The sequence below is a fragment of the Amycolatopsis dongchuanensis genome, assembly GCF_039542405.1.
Lineage (GTDB): Bacteria > Actinomycetota > Actinomycetes > Mycobacteriales > Pseudonocardiaceae > Amycolatopsis_E > Amycolatopsis_E sacchari.
In genome coordinates this window covers 1-14,299 of the sequence record NZ_BAABIB010000159.1, presented here as the reverse complement: position 1 = coordinate 14,299, position 14,299 = coordinate 1, and the positions used below count along the sequence as shown (strand labels likewise).

Sequence of the window (14,299 nt, the reverse complement as noted above, 5' to 3'; positions counted from 1 at the left end):
GGCACCGGCCCGAGGAGCAACCGGAGTGATCAAGGAACGTCCTGGCTACATGGCAGAGATGCGAGTCGAACCTGCCCGGGAGGCGGACGCCGCACAGATCCTCGCCGTGCACATCGCCGCTCGCAGCACGTACTACCGCGGTTTCGTGCCCGAGAAGCTCCTCGCGGAGCAGAACGAGCGCGATTCCGAGCTGTACCGGGGGATCATCCGCGCTCTCGACCGGCAAGTCCGCGTTGCGCGGCTGGACGGGGAGGTCATCGGGTTCCTCGTGCTCGGACCTTGCTACCACCCCGAGCCCGATCCGGCGGTCACGTCGCAGCTGTACCAGATCCAGGTGCACCCGGAGTTCTTCCGGCAGGGTGTCGGCTCGGCGCTGCACGCGGAAGCGGTGGCCCTGTGGCAGGCGGCCGGGGTGCGCGCGGCACGGCTGTGGGTGTGGGACTTCAACGTGACGGCACGCGCCTTCTACGCCAAGTACGGCTGGCGCGAGGACGGCAGGGAGCTGCCGGCCGGACCGCGCATCGGGGAGCACCGGCAGCTCGGCTACCGGCTGGATTTGCCCGGGCTCGCGGCGGGCAACTGACGACCGCTCAGCCCGCTTGGGACACCGGGGCCGCCGTGACGAGCCGCCGCACCCAGGCCAGGTCCGCCTTGCCCGCCGGGCTGCGCCGGATCTCCGGGACGAACAGCACCTCGCGCGGGCGCTTGTACCCGGCCAGTTCCGCCCCCACGTGGTCGGTGACCTGCTCCGCCGTCAGCTCTCCCCGCGGTGCGACGACGGCGACGATCCGCTGCCCCCACCTCGGGTCCGGCACGCCGGTCACGATCACGTCCGCCACGGCGGGGTGGGCGGCGATCACCTGCTCGACCTCCTCGGCGAACACCTTCTCCCCACCGGTGTTGATCACGCGGCTGCCGCGGCCGAGGAGGGTCAGCGAACCGTCCGCCTCCACCGTGACCAGGTCGCCCGAGAAGACGTAGCGGACGCCGTCGATCGTGCGGAACGTCGCGGCGCTCGCCTCCGGGTCGTCGAGGTAGCGGGTCTCGGGCTGGGTCGGCGCGGCGAGCCTGCCGACCTGCCCCGAGCCGGGCTCGACGTCACGGTCGTCGTCGCCGAACACGCGGCAGCCCGGCAGCAGCTCGAACCGCTCACGCCGCCCGCGTGCCGTGACCGACCGGGCGAACGGCCCGCCCTCCGACGCGGCCAGCACGTCCTCCAGCTCGGCGTCGCAGTGCCGCAGCAACCGCTCCTTGACGGCCGCGCTCCACGTCACACCCGCGCTCACCACGCGTTTCAGGCTGCTCACGTCGTAGTCGCCGCGGTCGAGCGCGTCGGCCAGGGGGCCGGCGAACACGTCACCGACCACCACCAGCACCGCCACCCGCAGCCGCTCGATCTCGCGCGCCATCTCGCCGGGGTCGTAGGAACGGGACGGCAGGTAGGCGACCGTGCCGCCGCTCGTCAGGCAGCCGAGGCTCAGGTACAGCCCGGTGCCGTGCATCAGCGGCGGCGCCACGAGCGTGGTCCGCCCCTGGATCTTCGCCGCGTTGGCGCCGACCACCTCGCTCAGCCACCGGTGGCTCGCCACGACGCCCTTCGGCCTGCCCGTGGTGCCGCCCGTGAACATCAGCCATTCGTCGTCGGGCGAGCGGTCGATGCGGGGCATCGGCGGCAGGGTCAGCTCGCCGAACGGCACGGCCTTCACCGAAGGCAGGCGGTCCAGCGCCGGGCGCATCCGGGACTCGAGGTCCGGGTCGTACACGAGCGCGTCCGCACGGGCCCCGCCCAGCAGCTCGACCAGCTCCCGCTCCCGGTAGCGGTAGTTGACGTTGACCGGCAGCGCGCGCAGCTTCGTCACCGCGAACACGGTTTCGAGGTAGCCGGGGCCGTTGTACAGCGCGATGCCGACGCGTGAGCCGGGACCGACACCTTCGGCTGCCAGCCGGGCCGCCAGCCGCGCGGCGTGATCGTCGAGTTCGCGCCAGGTCCGCCGGGTTTCGCCGTGCACCACGGCGAGCCGGTCCCCCAGCTCGTCGGCGAGACGTTCCAGGACCGTCGCGAGGTTCCCGTCCACGTGATCGAGCCTGGCCCCGCGGTGGGTGTGGGACAAGGGCCCTCTCGCCCCACGGAATATGAGCATTGCTAAATACTCTGATTGAGAGCTATATTCGGAGCCGTGACCGCCCAGCTCGCCGAGAACCTGATGGTGACGGTGGCCGGCCTCCGCAGGCTGGTCCGCCGCCACGTCGCCGCCCGGCTGCCCGAGCTCGACCCGCGCCTGCGCGGCGCGCAGATCGAGCTGCTGCGCGTGGTGGAGAAGCAGCCGGGCATCGGGGTCGCCGCGGCCGCGCGGCGGCTGCACCTCGCGGGCAACTCGGTCAGCACGCTCGTCAACCAGCTCGTCGACGCGGGGATGCTGGAGCGCCAGGTCGACCCGGCGGACCGGCGCGCGGCACGGCTGGAGCTGACGCCCGCCGCGCACACGAGGCTCGCCACCTGGCGGCGCACGAGGACCGAGTTCGTCGCCGGACGGCTGGCCGCTCTGTCCGATGTGGACCGTGAGGCGATCGAGTCGGCCCTGCCCGCGCTCAACCGCCTGCTCAAAGCGATCGAGGAGGAGACATGAGTGACACACCCGCCGTGAGGTGCACCGGGCTGCGGCACTCCTTCGGCGAGACGGCCGCGGTCGACGGGCTCGACCTGGAGATCGCGGCCGGGGAGATCTTCGGCCTGCTCGGCCCGAACGGGGCGGGCAAGACCACCACCATCCACATGATCACCACGCTGCTGCCCGTCACCGAAAGCCACATCGAGGTGTTCGGGCTCGACGTGCGCAGGAAGATGGCCGTCCGCAGGCTGATCGGCTACGTGCCCCAACAGCTTTCGGCCGACGCGACGCTCAGCGGACGGGAGAACGTCACCCTGTTCGCGCGGCTGTTCGACGTGCCCCGCGCGCACCGGCGTGAGCAGGTCGAGCGCGCGCTCGACGCCGTGGGCCTGACGCAGGACGCCGACCGGCAGGCCTCGGGCTACTCCGGCGGCATGATCCGCCGCCTGGAGCTGGCGCAGGCGCTGATCAGCTCGCCGCGGCTGCTGATACTGGACGAACCGACGATCGGCCTCGACCCGGTCGCGCGCTCCGCGGTGTGGGAGCGCATCGAGCAGATCCGCGCCGAGACCGGCATGACCGTGCTGGTCACGACGCACTACATGGACGAGGCCGAGCAGTACTGCGAGCGCATCGCGCTCATGCACCGCGGCCGCATCCGCGCACTCGGCACCCCCGCCGAACTCGAAGCCGGTCTCGGCGAGGGGTCCACTTTGGACGACGTGTTCCGCGCGATGACCGGCGACCAGCTCGATGGAGGAGGAATCCGCGATGTCCGCGCCACTCGCCGCACCGCCCGCCGCCTGGGCTAGCCCCGGTCCGCTCCGGCAGGTCGGGCTGCTGCTGTCGCGCATGGGCACGATGTGCCTGATGGAGCTGCAGAAGCTCCGCCGCGACCGCACCGAGCTCGTCACACGGGCCATCCAGCCCGCGTTGTGGTTGCTGATCTTCGGGGAGACCTTCACGCGGCTGCGCGCGATCCCCACCGGCAACACGCCGTACCTCGACTACCTCGCGCCCGGCATCCTCGCCCAGTCCGCCTTGTTCATCGCGATCTTCTACGGCATCCAGATCATCTGGGAACGCGACGCCGGGGTGCTGGCGAAACTGCTCGTCACCCCCACCCCGCGGGCCGCGCTGGTCGCGAGCAAGGCGTTCGCGGCCGGGTTGCGCGCACTCGTGCAGGCGGTGATCGTGCTGATCCTCGCGGCACTGCTGGGGGTGTCGATCACGCCGAACCCGCTCAAGCTCGTCGGGATGGCGGTCGCGCTGGTGCTCGGGTCGGCGTTCTTCTGCTGCCTGTCGATCGTGATCGCGGGGCTGGTGCTGTCCAGGGACCGGCTGATGGGCATCGGCCAGGCCATCACGATGCCGCTGTTCTTCGGCTCCAACGCGCTGTACCCGGTGGACCTGATGCCGGGCTGGCTCAAGGTGGTCAACCACGTCAACCCGCTCAGCTACGAGGTCGAGGCGCTGCGCGGCCTGCTCATCGGCACCCCGGCACGGCTCGGGCTCGACTTCGGGGTGCTCGTCGGCGCGATGCTCGCCGCCATCGGCGTCGCGTCCGCGCTGCTGGGACGCCTCGCGCGCTGAGGAGTTTGTCGGAATTCACCACCGGGTACCCCTGCGCGCACCGGAGGCACTACAGCAGTGTGGTGCCCCATCGCGACAAAGGGGACGAGATGATGGCTCGTTCGAAAGACGCACACCTCCGGGTCCAGGGACTGCAGCCCGTGCAGGTCCTCGCGGGGCTCGTCGGGCTGGTCTACCTCGCGGCCGGGATCGTCGGGTTCGCGCGGACCGGGCTCGGGAACTTCGCGGGCAACCAGCACGAGATGCTGCTGGGCTTCATGATCAACCCGCTGCACAACCTCGTGCACGTGGTGGTCGGCGTGCTCGGCCTGCTGACCGCGACGTACTCGGGGCTCGCCCGCACGTACGGCTGGGTGCTGTTCGTCGGCTACGGCCTGATCGCCATCTGGGGTCTGATGATCACCGGCGTGATCTCGTCGAACCCGGTGGCGAACCTGGGCAACCCGCTCAACCTCAACAACGCCGACAACTGGCTGCACGTCGGGACGGCGGTGCTGGGCCTCATCATCGCGGTGATGCCCGCCCGCAAGGTCGTGCACGTCGTCGAGCCCGAACCGGCGACGACCGCCACGACCACCACCACGACCGCACCGACCGAGCCGATCCGGACCGGCGGGGACACCCGCGCGGACGTCCCGGAGCAGGCGGAGGCCGAGGCCCGGCCGGGCGAGCGGCGGCGCGGATCCTGGCTGCGGCGGAGCCACACCGCGGCGCACTGACGCCCGTCAGGCAGACTGCTCCGCGTGAGCGGAACGGTTCTCGTCCTCGGTGGGCGCAGTGAGATCGGCCTGGAAGTCGCGCGCAGGCTGGCCGAGCCCGGCAGGAAGATCGTGCTGGCCGCACGGCGCAGCGCGGACCTCGGCGAGCAGGAGGCCGCGCTGCGCGAGGCCGGTGCGGCGGACGTCGTCCGCGTCGAGTTCGACGCGGACGACCTCGCGAGCCACCGGCCCGTGCTCGAGCGGGTCGCCGCCGAGCACGGTCCGCTCGACGTCGTGGTGGTGGCCTTCGGCATCCTCGGCGACCAGCGGCGCGCCGAGGCCGACGCCGCGCACGCCGCGGCCATCGCGCACACCGACTACCTCGCCCACGTCCACGTGCTGACCGAACTCGTGAACCTGTTGAAGGCACAGGGTTCGGGGCGCATCGTGGTGTTCTCCTCCGTCGCCGGGATCCGGGTCCGGCGGGCGAACTACGTGTACGGCTCCGCCAAGGCCGGGCTCGACGGCTTCGCCAGCGGCCTGGCCGACGCGCTGCACGGCGGCCCGGTCAAGCTCCTGCTCGTGCGGCCCGGCTTCGTGATCGGCCGGATGACCGCGGGCATGCCGCCGGCGCCGTTCTCCAGCACGCCCAGCCAGGTCGCCGACGCGACCGTCTCGGCGTTGCGGCGCGGGCGCGGCGAGGTGTGGGTCCCCGCCGTGCTCCGCCCCGTCTTCTTCGCTATGCGACTGGTTCCCCGGACCGTTTGGCGACGGCTGCCTCGGTGACCGGCGCCAGCGCGCCCTCGGCGTCGCCCGGCAGCCGCTTCTGCACCCGGCCGAGTGCGAACAGCAGGCCGGACATCAGCAGCGGGAACAGGGCGAACACGTAGAACGTGCCCTTGGCGCCCAGCCCGTTGTCCATGATCACGCCCGCGAGCCAGGGACCGAGCATCGCGCCGAACTTCGCGATCGAGGTCGCCCACGCGGCGCCGTTGGCGCGGATCGCCGGCCGGTAGAAGATGCCCGAGATGCTGTGCATCCCGCCGTGCCCGCCGACGATGAACAGCTGCGCGAGCAGCAGGACCACGATGTACAGCGGCTTGTCCAACGGCGCGAGCCCGATCAGCAGCAGGCACGGCACGCCGAGCAGCGGCATGAACGCGATCGTGCCCGCCCCGCGCCGGTCGATGAACCGGCCGATCAGGATCTGCCCGACCGCACCGCACACCGAGGCCACCGCCGCGACCGTCGCGGCGGCGGAGGTCGAGAACCCGAAGCGCTCGTTGAGGATCGGGGTCCAGAACGCCAGGTAGAACACGACCGCGGACGAGCAGATGTAGGCGATCCACAGCAGGCTGGTGATCGTCCTGAGCCGGTCGCGGAAGAGCTGCGCCGGCGTGAACCGCTTCTTGTCGATGATCCCCGCGACGAACCTCGTGCCCTGCTCGAACCGCAGCGACGGGTCGATGCGGCGCAGGATCTTCGCGATCCGGTCCTGCTTGAGGTCCTTCTGCGCCAGGAACTTCACCGACTCCGGCAGCACCAGCGCCACCGGGACCACCATCAGCAGCGAGGCCACACCGCCCGCGACGAACACGGACTGCCAGCCGAACTCCGGGATCAGCAGGTTCGACACCGGGCCGCCCGCCGCGGTGCCGAGGCTGTACCCGAACATGATCACCACGACGGACGTGGACCGGAACCGCGCGGGGGCGAACTCCGTGTTCAGCGCCCACGTCAACGGCAGCACGCCACCGAGGAACAGGCCCGAGACGAAGCGCAGCACCGCGAGCTGCGTGTAGTCCGTCGCGAAGACGAACAGGATCATGAAGATGCCGAAACCGGTGGTGGCGACCAGGATCGACGGCCGCCTGCCGATGCGGTCGCCGAGGTAGCCCATCGCCAGCCCGCCGATCAGCGTGCCGAAGATGCCGATGGTGCCCAGCGTGCCCAGCTGCGTGTCGGTGAGGGTGAACGCCTTCTTGATGTAGCGCCCGGCGAAGGACAGGATCTGCAGGTCGAACCCGTCCAGGAACGTGATACCCCACGACACGGCGAACAGGCCGAGCCAGAACCGGCCCACCCGTTGTCTTTCGATGATCGGCAGGACGTCGACGGCGGGACTTGACATGGACACACTCCCTTGTGCGCTCAGGTGTGGACTACAGAGCCGGTTTGACCTCGACGACGCCCGCGTCGGCGTCGACGCGGACCCAGTCCCCCGTGGTGATCACCTCGACCGGGTCCCGGTCGAAGCCCGTCATGCTCGGCACCCGCGTGACGACCGCGCCCAGTGCCACCTTCGTCGTGAGGTGGGTGAACACCATCGCGAGCGGCGCCGTGCCCATCAGCCGGGTGCTCTGGAAGAAACCCGACCAGCCGGAAGACCCCTTGGCGCCCGGGAACACGAGGATCTTCCCGGCGAACGACACCCCGTACAGCTCGTGCCGCCGCTCGATGATCACGCCCTTCGCCGGGTCGATCCCGCCCCAGCCGGAGATCGTCTCGTGCGAGACGAGCGCCTCCCCCTCCACGACGCCGGGTACCACTCCCCTGCCACGCAACACGATGCTCATCGCAGCTCACCCCGCCAGCGGCCGGTGACGGCCGCGTCGACGCAGTCCTCCAGCGTGCCGAACCACGCCTCGATGCCGAGGATGGCGGGCAGGTAGTGCGCCTGCTTCGCCGAGTCCGTGGCGAAAACACGCGTGCCGGGAGGCGCCGAGCGGGACATCGCAGGACAGGAGTCCGACAGCACGCGCCCGCCTGCCCGCTCGATGATCTCGGTGTAGCCGCTGCGGTCCGCGACCACCTTGAGCGCACGTGGCACCATGATCCACAGCTGCGCCTTGAGCTTGCGGCCTTCGAGCGCGCGGGCCGCGCGCCAGATCTGGTCGATCGAGGCGTGCGGGCAGCCGAGCAGCACGAAGTCCACGTCGGTGTTGTCGCCCTGCGAGTTCAGGTCGTCGTACACCGCCTGGCGTTCGCGTTGTCCATAGTGGACAGCCTCGGGCAGCGCGGCACCACCGAACGCCGCTTCCACCGTCGGCGCCTCCGGGGTGACGCCGGGGATGTGGTACATCTCGACGCCGCCACTGGACGCCGCCGCGGCGCCGAAGTGCTTGAGGTCCACCAGTTCCGGCTGCGCGAAGTCACCGACGATGACCGGGCGCTCCTCCTGCACCAGGTCGCCCGCGAAGTAGCCGAGCAGGCCCCAGTCGAGGAAGTCCTTCACCGGCACGCGCACATCGATAAGGTGCGTGCCGCGCCGGTTCTCCTCGTGGTGGTTGCCCCAGCAGGGGATCTTGCCGGTCAGGCTCGCCGCGCCGGTCGACGCGCCGCCCTCGCAGTTGGTGCGCGCGCCCAGCACGGAGTTGGCGTACACCACCGCGGAGGACTCCATCCACGCGATGTGCTCACCCCGCACCGGCAGGTTGCCCACCTGGTACGGCGTGCACGTGGCGAGGATGTTGACGCCTTTGCGGCCGTAGAAGGATTCCGCGTCCGCCTGCAGTTCCACGTACTGCTTCGGGTACGGCGCGACACCGACCGAGTCGTCGCTGAACCCGTGCTGCAGCTGGCACGTCGGCACCTTCATCGCCGGGACCTCGAAATCCCCGTCCGAGTCCAGGTTGATCACGGCGTACGCCTTGTCCCACCCGTGCTCGGCGACGAGCTTCGCCTTCGCCGGGGACGGCTGCGTCATGGTGCCCGCGACGTTGCGCACGTCGCAGAACCGTTCGCAGTCCAGGGCTTCCGCGTAGCGGACGAGCAGATCCATCGCGGCGGCCACCGCGGGGCCTTCGGCCCCGTCGATCATCGCCTTCTCCTCATCGGTCAGGTTCACCGCTGCAACTCCCTCTCCGGTACTCCTCTGTCCGCGGGGCGGGTCCCAGCACTCCGAAGCCGATCACCGAGATCCTCAGTGAACACGGGGCCGCCTGGTGCGAGCAAGGCGACATATGTTGCGTTCACCCACGTCTTACCGAGCACGTAACACCGCACCTTCCTGGAGCGGCCGCACGGCGCTCCGGTAGAGGGCCAGCCAGCCCCGTGTTCCGTCCTGTGCACGCACCGATCCCGCCCGCCGTTCGGCCAGAACCTCTTCGGGCACCACGAGATCGACCGTGCGGGCCGCGACGTCGATCGCGATGCGGTCACCGTTCTCCACGAGCGCGAGCGGTCCGCCGTCCGCCGCCTCCGGCGACACCTCACCCACGACGATGCCCTTGTTCACCAGCCCGGACAGCTGCCCGTCCGTGACCACGGCGACCTTCCCGGTCAGCCCGGCACCGTCCAAAGCGAACACCGGCCGCGAGGCCATTCCCATGCCAGGACTGCCTTTCGGACCCTGCCCGCGCAGGACGAGGACGTTCCCCTCGCGGACTTCGCCGTTCCGCAGCCCGGCCAAGGCGTCCTCCGGCGACTCGTACACGACCGCCGTGCCCTCGAAGGACAACCGCCGCTTCTCGGCGACGGCGAGCTTCACGATCCCGGTGGCGGGCGCCAGGGAACCCCGCACCACGACCACGGTGGGCTGCCTGCCCATCGGGTCGCCGAGCGGTCTGATCACGTCCGGCTCAGCGACCTCCACGCCCGCCAGGTTCTCACCCAGCGTGCGGCCCGTGATCGTCATGGTTTCCCTGTACAGCAGGGGTTCCAGCTGTTTGAGGACCGCTGCCGCACCACCGGCCGCCTCGAACTGCTCGATCGAGTGCGGGCCGTTGGGGCGCACCGCGGACAGCGGAGGCACCTCGTCCGCGTACCGCTCGAAGAGCCGGTACACGTCCACATCGGACTCCGCCTCGGCGGCGACGGCCTGCAGGTGCTTGACGCAGTTGATCGAACCGCTGATCGCTAGCACCACCCTCACGGCGTTGGCGAACGCGGCCGGGGTCAGCACGTCGCGGGGTTTCAACCCTTCCCGCACCATCTCGACGACGCGGTACCCGGCGTCCTCCACCGCCTGCCACATCTTGGGGCTGTTCGCCGCGACCGGAGTCGTGCCCGGCAGTGCCATGCCCAGCGCCTCGCACACGATGTGCATCGAGTTCGCCGTGCCCATCCCGGCACACACCCCGGGCCCGCGCACGGCCTGCTCGCTCATCTCGGTCAGCTCGTCGATCCCGAGCCTGCCCTGCGCGACGTGCCCGGCGGCGAGGAACACGTCCTCGATGTCGCAGTGCTCGCCGCGGAACGTGCCACACGGCTGGTACCCGCACGGCACCACGACCGTCGGGATGTCCAGCCGCCCGGCCGCCATCAGGTGCGCGGGTGCGGTCTTGTCGCAGGAGGCCAGGCACAGCATGCCGTCGAGCAGCGCGCCCTCCACCGCGGCCTCGATGTCGTTCACCATCAGGTCACGGCTGGACAGGATGTAGCCGCCGCGGCCGCCCGCGCTGTGGATGAAGTCCGACGGCGCCGTGGTGCGCACCTCGAACCCGACGCCACCCGCCGCGCGGATCGCCTCCTTCGCCCAGCGCGCCACCTGGTCGAGGTGGCTGTAGCAGATCGCCAGGTCCGAGGACGAGTTCACCACCGCGATCTTGGGCTTCTCCATGTCCTCATCGGACAGTCCCAGCGCCCGCCACTGCGCGCGCCTGGTGGCCCACCGGGAGCTGCCCCTCTCGAAGTTGCTCCGCAGTTCCACGGCTTCAGTCCAGGTTCTCGCTGAGCCGGTCGTGCAGCTCTTCCGGCCGCACGTCGTGCACGCTCTCCTTGCCCGCGAGGTCGAGCGCGTGCGCCGCGCCCATGCCCATCGCCGCACACGGCCCCATGACGCGGATGCTCGACAGTGCCGCGGCGTCGCCGTCCACGCAGCGGCCGGCCGCGACGAGGTTGTGCACGTCGGGCGGCAGCATGCTGCGTAGCGGCACGTAGTGCACGTGGTCGGCCTCGAACAGCTCCCACACGTAGCCCTCGGGCCGGTCGTGCAGCTCGATCGGCCACGCCGTGCGCGCGACGGAGTCCTCGAAGCGGTGGCCCGTGCGGACCTCGTCGAGGGTCAGCTGGTGCACCGCGGCGAGCCAGCGGGTCTGGCGGCGGCCGGGGAAGCCGTAGGCGCGCACCTTCGCGTTGCCGAACGCCTTCGGGTACTCGGTGCGCAGGAAGTGCACCACGCGGTCGGCCTGGGCCTTGCCCTCCAGCTGCGCGTCGGAGGCGGCGACCGGGTCGAGCGGCGCCTCGATGTGGGTCATGTTCATGACCGCGGTGTTGCGCCCGGGGAAGAAGAACGCGAGCCCGTCGTGGCGCATCAGGCCGTACTCCTCGGCCTTCGCGTCGACCCGTGCGGCGAGTTCCTTCGCGTCGGGTTTGTGGGTCTCGTCGAGGTGTTCGAGGACGATCTGCTGGGAGCCGTAGATCGTGCGTTCCGGGATCCGGCACGGCAGCCCGGCCTCCCACGCGAGGGCCGCGTCACCGGTCGAATCGACGAAACCGGTGGCACGGACGGTGACGGTGCCGTAGCGCGTCGCGAAGGACACCGTCTCGATGCGGCCCTCGTGAAGTTCGACGCCCTGGATCACCGCGCCGACGACCACCCGGATGCCCAGCTGCCGGATCCGCTCCTCGATCCAGCGGCCAAGCACCACCTCGTCGTACTGCACGGTCATCGTGTGGCCGCGGTTGAAGTGCAGGTCGCCGGTCGGCCCCAGGTCGGCGAAGATCTCGTCGAACATGCCGTGCGTGAGCTGGCGGTATTCGGGCGCGTTGCCGAACACGCCGCAGAACAGGCCGATCAGCGAGTTGACCATCTGCCCGCCGAGCACGGGCTGCGCGTCGACCAGGACGACGTCGCGCCCGAGCTTGGCGCTTTCGATGGCGGCGGAGGTGCCGGCGACACCCGCGCCGACGACGCACACGTCGGCGGTGATCTCGTGCGCCGGCGCGACCGCCGGCTTGCGGACGGTGTGCACGGCGAGCTGGGTCAACGGATGCGGCATCGACGCTCCTGTCTACGGTGACGGGACTCACGTCGACACTAGAAACCGTTGTGCGCCAGAGAGAAATAACTCCTTCGGCTAGTCGGTATCGACCGGGTTTATGGTTCAGCCGCCGAGCAGGCCGCCGATGGCGTTGAGCAGGCCACCCAGCAGGCCCGGGTTCTTCTCCGGCTCCTGCGCGGGCTTCGACGAGGAAGGCGTCGAAGCGGGCGGCTGCACGTTCTGCGGCGGCGGGCTGCTGGTGGTCGTCTGCGGCGGCGGGTCGGACCGCGTGGTCGTCGTGCCCGTCGAGCCGGACGTGCTGCTGTCGGCGGTGGACGAGCCGGCGGGCTGCGACGCGACCGGCGCCTGACCACCGGACGACGTGTTCTCCTGGCCGCTGGACGCGCTGCGGGCCTGACCGCCCGTCGAAGCGGTGTGCGTGCCGGAGGACGACGTGCCGGCGGTGCTGCCGGACGTCGACGCGCCCGTGGTGCCGTCGACCGTGGTCGTCTCGCTGGAGGCGAGGCTCGGCGAGGAGGCGACGCTCGTGACGGGCTCGGGGCCCACGACGGGGCCTCCCGCGCCACCCGCGGCGTTCGCCGCCGAATCGTGCAGCTGGCCTGTGCTCAGCGCGGTCACGGCCACCCCGGCGAGTGCGGCGACCCCGGCGGCGAGCACGCCCACGCGGCTGGCCTTCCGGCGGTCCCAGCGGCCTTCGCGGCGGAGCAGCTCGGCCACGGGGATGCGTTCGGTCGGGGCGTCATCGACGGGGTCCTTCACGACGGGCAGCTCCTGCGTGACGCCTTCACGCCGCAGCAGCTCGGCGACGGTCAACTGCTCGCCGTCGTCACCCTGTCGGGAATTCACCTCATTACTCGGCACACTCACGACCCTCTCGTTCGTCACTGTCAGCAACATACTTAACCGTCGTTACCAGTTCGTTGTCATCATCGTGACGACCGTCACAGACTTTGGTGGCGACTTTCGACTCTCCGTGAAGTCGAGGTAGCGGAAGTGGAACCACCGGGGAGGCCGTACCGTAGGGGCATGCGGCGTAACCCGTTCGGCTGGATGTCGCGCTGGGCCGACTGGTTCGAGCAGCGCGGCGTCTACGTGCCCGGCGAGGACAACCACACGGTGGACCCGTGGCGCGACTTCGGCTGGCTGATCGTCGTGTGGGTCCTCGCGGTCGGCGGTTTCATCCTGTTCTTCGCGCTCGCCACCTGACCCGGTGACGCCGCTCACCGCCGGTACCGTTCCGATCACGGATCGGCCACAGCCCTACACCAGGTGCGCCTCAACCCCGTGCCACGCCTCGCCGCGACGGGTCCGACCGGCCAGAGTGGACGGGTCCCCCCGGCAGAAGTGCCTACCCCGAACGGCGCAGCCGGAGGCGACTTTGACGAGTAAAGGAAGTTGCCGCTGTGCGCACCCCGAGGCACGTCCTGGCCGCGGCCGCCCTCATCGGGCTGGTCGCGTGCGGCGCGCCCGCGCAGACCGCCACCGTGGCGCGGAACGAGGCGGGCAGCCCGGCCGTGCAGGCGGCGCCGGTGCCCGCCCAGCAGGTGCTGGACTTCGGTGGCCAGTACCGCTTCGCCGACGGGATCACGATCTCGGTGTCCACGCCCAAGTCGTTCCAGCCGAGCGTCAGCGCGTACCCCCACAGCGACCGCGCGGCCGCCTTCGAGATCGCCGTCCGCAATGACGGGCCCCAGCCGTACCGCCTGTCCGGCCTGTCGGTGTCGGCCACAGTCGCCGGCACCGGCGCGAAGCAGCTCGTCGACCCCACGCAGGGCTACAGCGGCATCGTCGACGCGGGCAAGGACGTGCCGACGGGGCGTGACGTGCGGTTCACGCTGGCCTTCGCCGTGCCGGTGGAGCCCGCCGAGCTGAAACTGTCGCTGCGGCCGACCGCCACGAGCGCCGTCGTCGCGGTGTACTGCGGGGCCGCCTGACCGGTTACGCTGCGCGGTATGCAGCGACTTTCTCCCGGCGATCCGGCTCCCGACTTCACCCTGCCCGACAGCGAGGGCAAGAAGGTTTCGCTCAGTGACTACCGGGGTCAGCGGGTCGTCGTGTACTTCTACCCGGCCGCGGGCACCCCGGGCTGCACCAAGCAGGCGTGCGACTTCCGGGACAACCTGGCAGAGCTGAACGGCGCGGGCTACCAGGTCCTCGGAATCTCGCCCGACAAGCCGGAAAAGCTCGCGAAGTTCGTCGAAGCGGAACAGCTGACCTTCCCGTTGCTGTCCGACCCGGAGAAGACGGTGCTCAACGAATGGGGCGCCTTCGGGGAAAAGAAGAACTACGGCAGGATCATCCAGGGCGTGATCAGGTCCACCTTCGTGGTAGATGCCGAAGGAAAGATCGAGAAGGCCCTCTACAACGTCCGAGCCACAGGCCACGTAGCAAAACTGCTAAGAGCTTGTCTCACTTGGTGAGTTTCTTGTAGCAGGTGATGGCGGCTCCGAGGGTG

The 14,299-nt window shown here is 70.4% G+C and carries 16 protein-coding genes; 9 read left to right on the top strand and 7 right to left on the bottom strand.

Annotation, left to right across the window (positions count from 1 at the left end; all coding sequences use genetic code 11):
- Positions 1-49 precede the first annotated feature (49 nt).
- Positions 50-583: a GNAT family N-acetyltransferase gene (locus ABFX51_RS36420; RefSeq protein ID WP_091515374.1), complete on the top strand. Its 534-nt coding sequence runs from the start codon at positions 50-52 to the stop codon at positions 581-583.
- 7 nt (positions 584-590) lie between these two features.
- Here the strand turns inward: ABFX51_RS36420 and ABFX51_RS36415 are convergent, their stop codons facing one another.
- The gene (locus ABFX51_RS36415; protein ID WP_091515371.1) at positions 591-2,075 is read right to left on the bottom strand and encodes an AMP-binding protein; all 1,485 of its coding nucleotides are present in this window, start codon (positions 2,073-2,075) and stop codon (positions 591-593) included.
- A 102-nt stretch (positions 2,076-2,177) separates the two neighbouring features.
- On the opposite strand from ABFX51_RS36415, the gene ABFX51_RS36410 reads away from it, so the two are divergent.
- The 5 genes from ABFX51_RS36410 (at position 2,178) to dprE2 (ending at position 5,686) form a co-directional block, all read left to right on the top strand.
- Entirely contained in the window at positions 2,178-2,627 is a 450-nt protein-coding gene (locus ABFX51_RS36410; protein ID WP_425425883.1) for a MarR family winged helix-turn-helix transcriptional regulator, read from the top strand.
- Positions 2,624-3,421: an ABC transporter ATP-binding protein gene (locus ABFX51_RS36405; RefSeq protein ID WP_091515369.1), complete on the top strand. Its 798-nt coding sequence runs from the start codon at positions 2,624-2,626 to the stop codon at positions 3,419-3,421. Before ABFX51_RS36410 ends, ABFX51_RS36405 begins: the two co-directional genes overlap by 4 nt.
- Positions 3,381-4,202, top strand: a complete 822-nt coding sequence (locus ABFX51_RS36400) for an ABC transporter permease (RefSeq protein ID WP_091515367.1) — start codon at positions 3,381-3,383, stop codon at positions 4,200-4,202. Before ABFX51_RS36405 ends, ABFX51_RS36400 begins: the two co-directional genes overlap by 41 nt.
- 92 nt (positions 4,203-4,294) lie before the next feature.
- Complete coding sequence (locus ABFX51_RS36395; RefSeq protein WP_346056518.1) at positions 4,295-4,921, top strand: DUF4383 domain-containing protein; 627 nt, start codon at positions 4,295-4,297, stop codon at positions 4,919-4,921.
- A 24-nt stretch (positions 4,922-4,945) separates the two neighbouring features.
- Positions 4,946-5,686, top strand: coding sequence for a decaprenylphospho-beta-D-erythro-pentofuranosid-2-ulose 2-reductase (dprE2, locus tag ABFX51_RS36390; protein ID WP_346056517.1), 741 nt, complete (start codon positions 4,946-4,948; stop codon positions 5,684-5,686).
- Here dprE2 and ABFX51_RS36385 read toward each other — a convergent pair.
- The 6 genes from ABFX51_RS36385 to ABFX51_RS36360 all read right to left on the bottom strand — a co-directional run bounded on the left by ABFX51_RS36385 (position 5,640) and on the right by ABFX51_RS36360 (position 12,729).
- Positions 5,640-7,031 carry an MFS transporter gene (locus tag ABFX51_RS36385; RefSeq protein ID WP_346056516.1) on the bottom strand — a complete coding sequence of 464 codons (1,392 nt, stop codon included), beginning with the start codon at positions 7,029-7,031 and terminating at the stop codon, positions 5,640-5,642. The genes dprE2 and ABFX51_RS36385 overlap by 47 nt on opposite strands.
- A 31-nt stretch (positions 7,032-7,062) precedes the next feature.
- Entirely contained in the window at positions 7,063-7,476 is a 414-nt protein-coding gene (locus tag ABFX51_RS36380; RefSeq protein WP_346056515.1) for an aconitase X swivel domain-containing protein, read from the bottom strand.
- Entirely contained in the window at positions 7,473-8,747 is a 1,275-nt protein-coding gene (locus ABFX51_RS36375) for an aconitase X (RefSeq protein ID WP_346056514.1), read from the bottom strand. Before ABFX51_RS36375 ends, ABFX51_RS36380 begins: the two co-directional genes overlap by 4 nt.
- 135 nt (positions 8,748-8,882) lie before the next feature.
- Positions 8,883-10,550 carry a dihydroxy-acid dehydratase gene (gene ilvD, locus ABFX51_RS36370; RefSeq protein ID WP_346056513.1) on the bottom strand — a complete coding sequence of 556 codons (1,668 nt, stop codon included), beginning with the start codon at positions 10,548-10,550 and terminating at the stop codon, positions 8,883-8,885.
- 4 nt (positions 10,551-10,554) lie between these two features.
- On the bottom strand, positions 10,555-11,841 hold the full coding sequence (locus ABFX51_RS36365; protein WP_346056512.1) for an FAD-dependent oxidoreductase: 1,287 nt from the start codon (positions 11,839-11,841) through the stop codon (positions 10,555-10,557).
- 105 nt (positions 11,842-11,946) lie between these two features.
- Positions 11,947-12,729, bottom strand: a complete 783-nt coding sequence (locus ABFX51_RS36360) for a hypothetical protein (protein ID WP_346056511.1) — start codon at positions 12,727-12,729, stop codon at positions 11,947-11,949.
- A 141-nt stretch (positions 12,730-12,870) separates the two neighbouring features.
- Here ABFX51_RS36360 and ABFX51_RS36355 point away from each other — a divergent pair, with 141 nt between their 5' ends.
- From ABFX51_RS36355 to bcp, 3 genes are all read left to right on the top strand, one after another.
- The gene (locus ABFX51_RS36355) at positions 12,871-13,050 is read left to right on the top strand and encodes a hypothetical protein (protein ID WP_143249994.1); all 180 of its coding nucleotides are present in this window, start codon (positions 12,871-12,873) and stop codon (positions 13,048-13,050) included.
- Between the two features lie 197 nt (positions 13,051-13,247).
- The gene (locus ABFX51_RS36350) at positions 13,248-13,778 is read left to right on the top strand and encodes a hypothetical protein (protein ID WP_245783384.1); all 531 of its coding nucleotides are present in this window, start codon (positions 13,248-13,250) and stop codon (positions 13,776-13,778) included.
- A gap of 18 nt (positions 13,779-13,796) precedes the next feature.
- Positions 13,797-14,264, top strand: coding sequence for a thioredoxin-dependent thiol peroxidase (gene bcp, locus ABFX51_RS36345; RefSeq protein WP_346056510.1), 468 nt, complete (start codon positions 13,797-13,799; stop codon positions 14,262-14,264).
- Positions 14,265-14,299 lie beyond the last annotated feature (35 nt).

Bases quoted from the DNA above. Each gene is read 5' to 3' on its own strand.
- ABFX51_RS36420 (WP_091515374.1), top strand. From the start codon at position 50: ATGGCAGAGATGCGAGTCGAACCTGCCCGGGAGGCGGACGCCGCACAG.
- ABFX51_RS36405 (WP_091515369.1), top strand. From the start codon at position 2,624: ATGAGTGACACACCCGCCGTGAGGTGCACCGGGCTGCGGCACTCCTTC.
- ABFX51_RS36400 (WP_091515367.1), top strand. From the start codon at position 3,381: ATGTCCGCGCCACTCGCCGCACCGCCCGCCGCCTGGGCTAGCCCCGGT.
- ABFX51_RS36395 (WP_346056518.1), top strand. From the start codon at position 4,295: ATGGCTCGTTCGAAAGACGCACACCTCCGGGTCCAGGGACTGCAGCCC.
- ABFX51_RS36385 (WP_346056516.1), bottom strand. From the start codon at position 7,031: ATGTCAAGTCCCGCCGTCGACGTCCTGCCGATCATCGAAAGACAACGG.
- ABFX51_RS36380 (WP_346056515.1), bottom strand. From the start codon at position 7,476: ATGAGCATCGTGTTGCGTGGCAGGGGAGTGGTACCCGGCGTCGTGGAG.
- ABFX51_RS36365 (WP_346056512.1), bottom strand. From the start codon at position 11,841: ATGCCGCATCCGTTGACCCAGCTCGCCGTGCACACCGTCCGCAAGCCG.
- ABFX51_RS36355 (WP_143249994.1), top strand. From the start codon at position 12,871: ATGCGGCGTAACCCGTTCGGCTGGATGTCGCGCTGGGCCGACTGGTTC.
- bcp (WP_346056510.1), top strand. From the start codon at position 13,797: ATGCAGCGACTTTCTCCCGGCGATCCGGCTCCCGACTTCACCCTGCCC.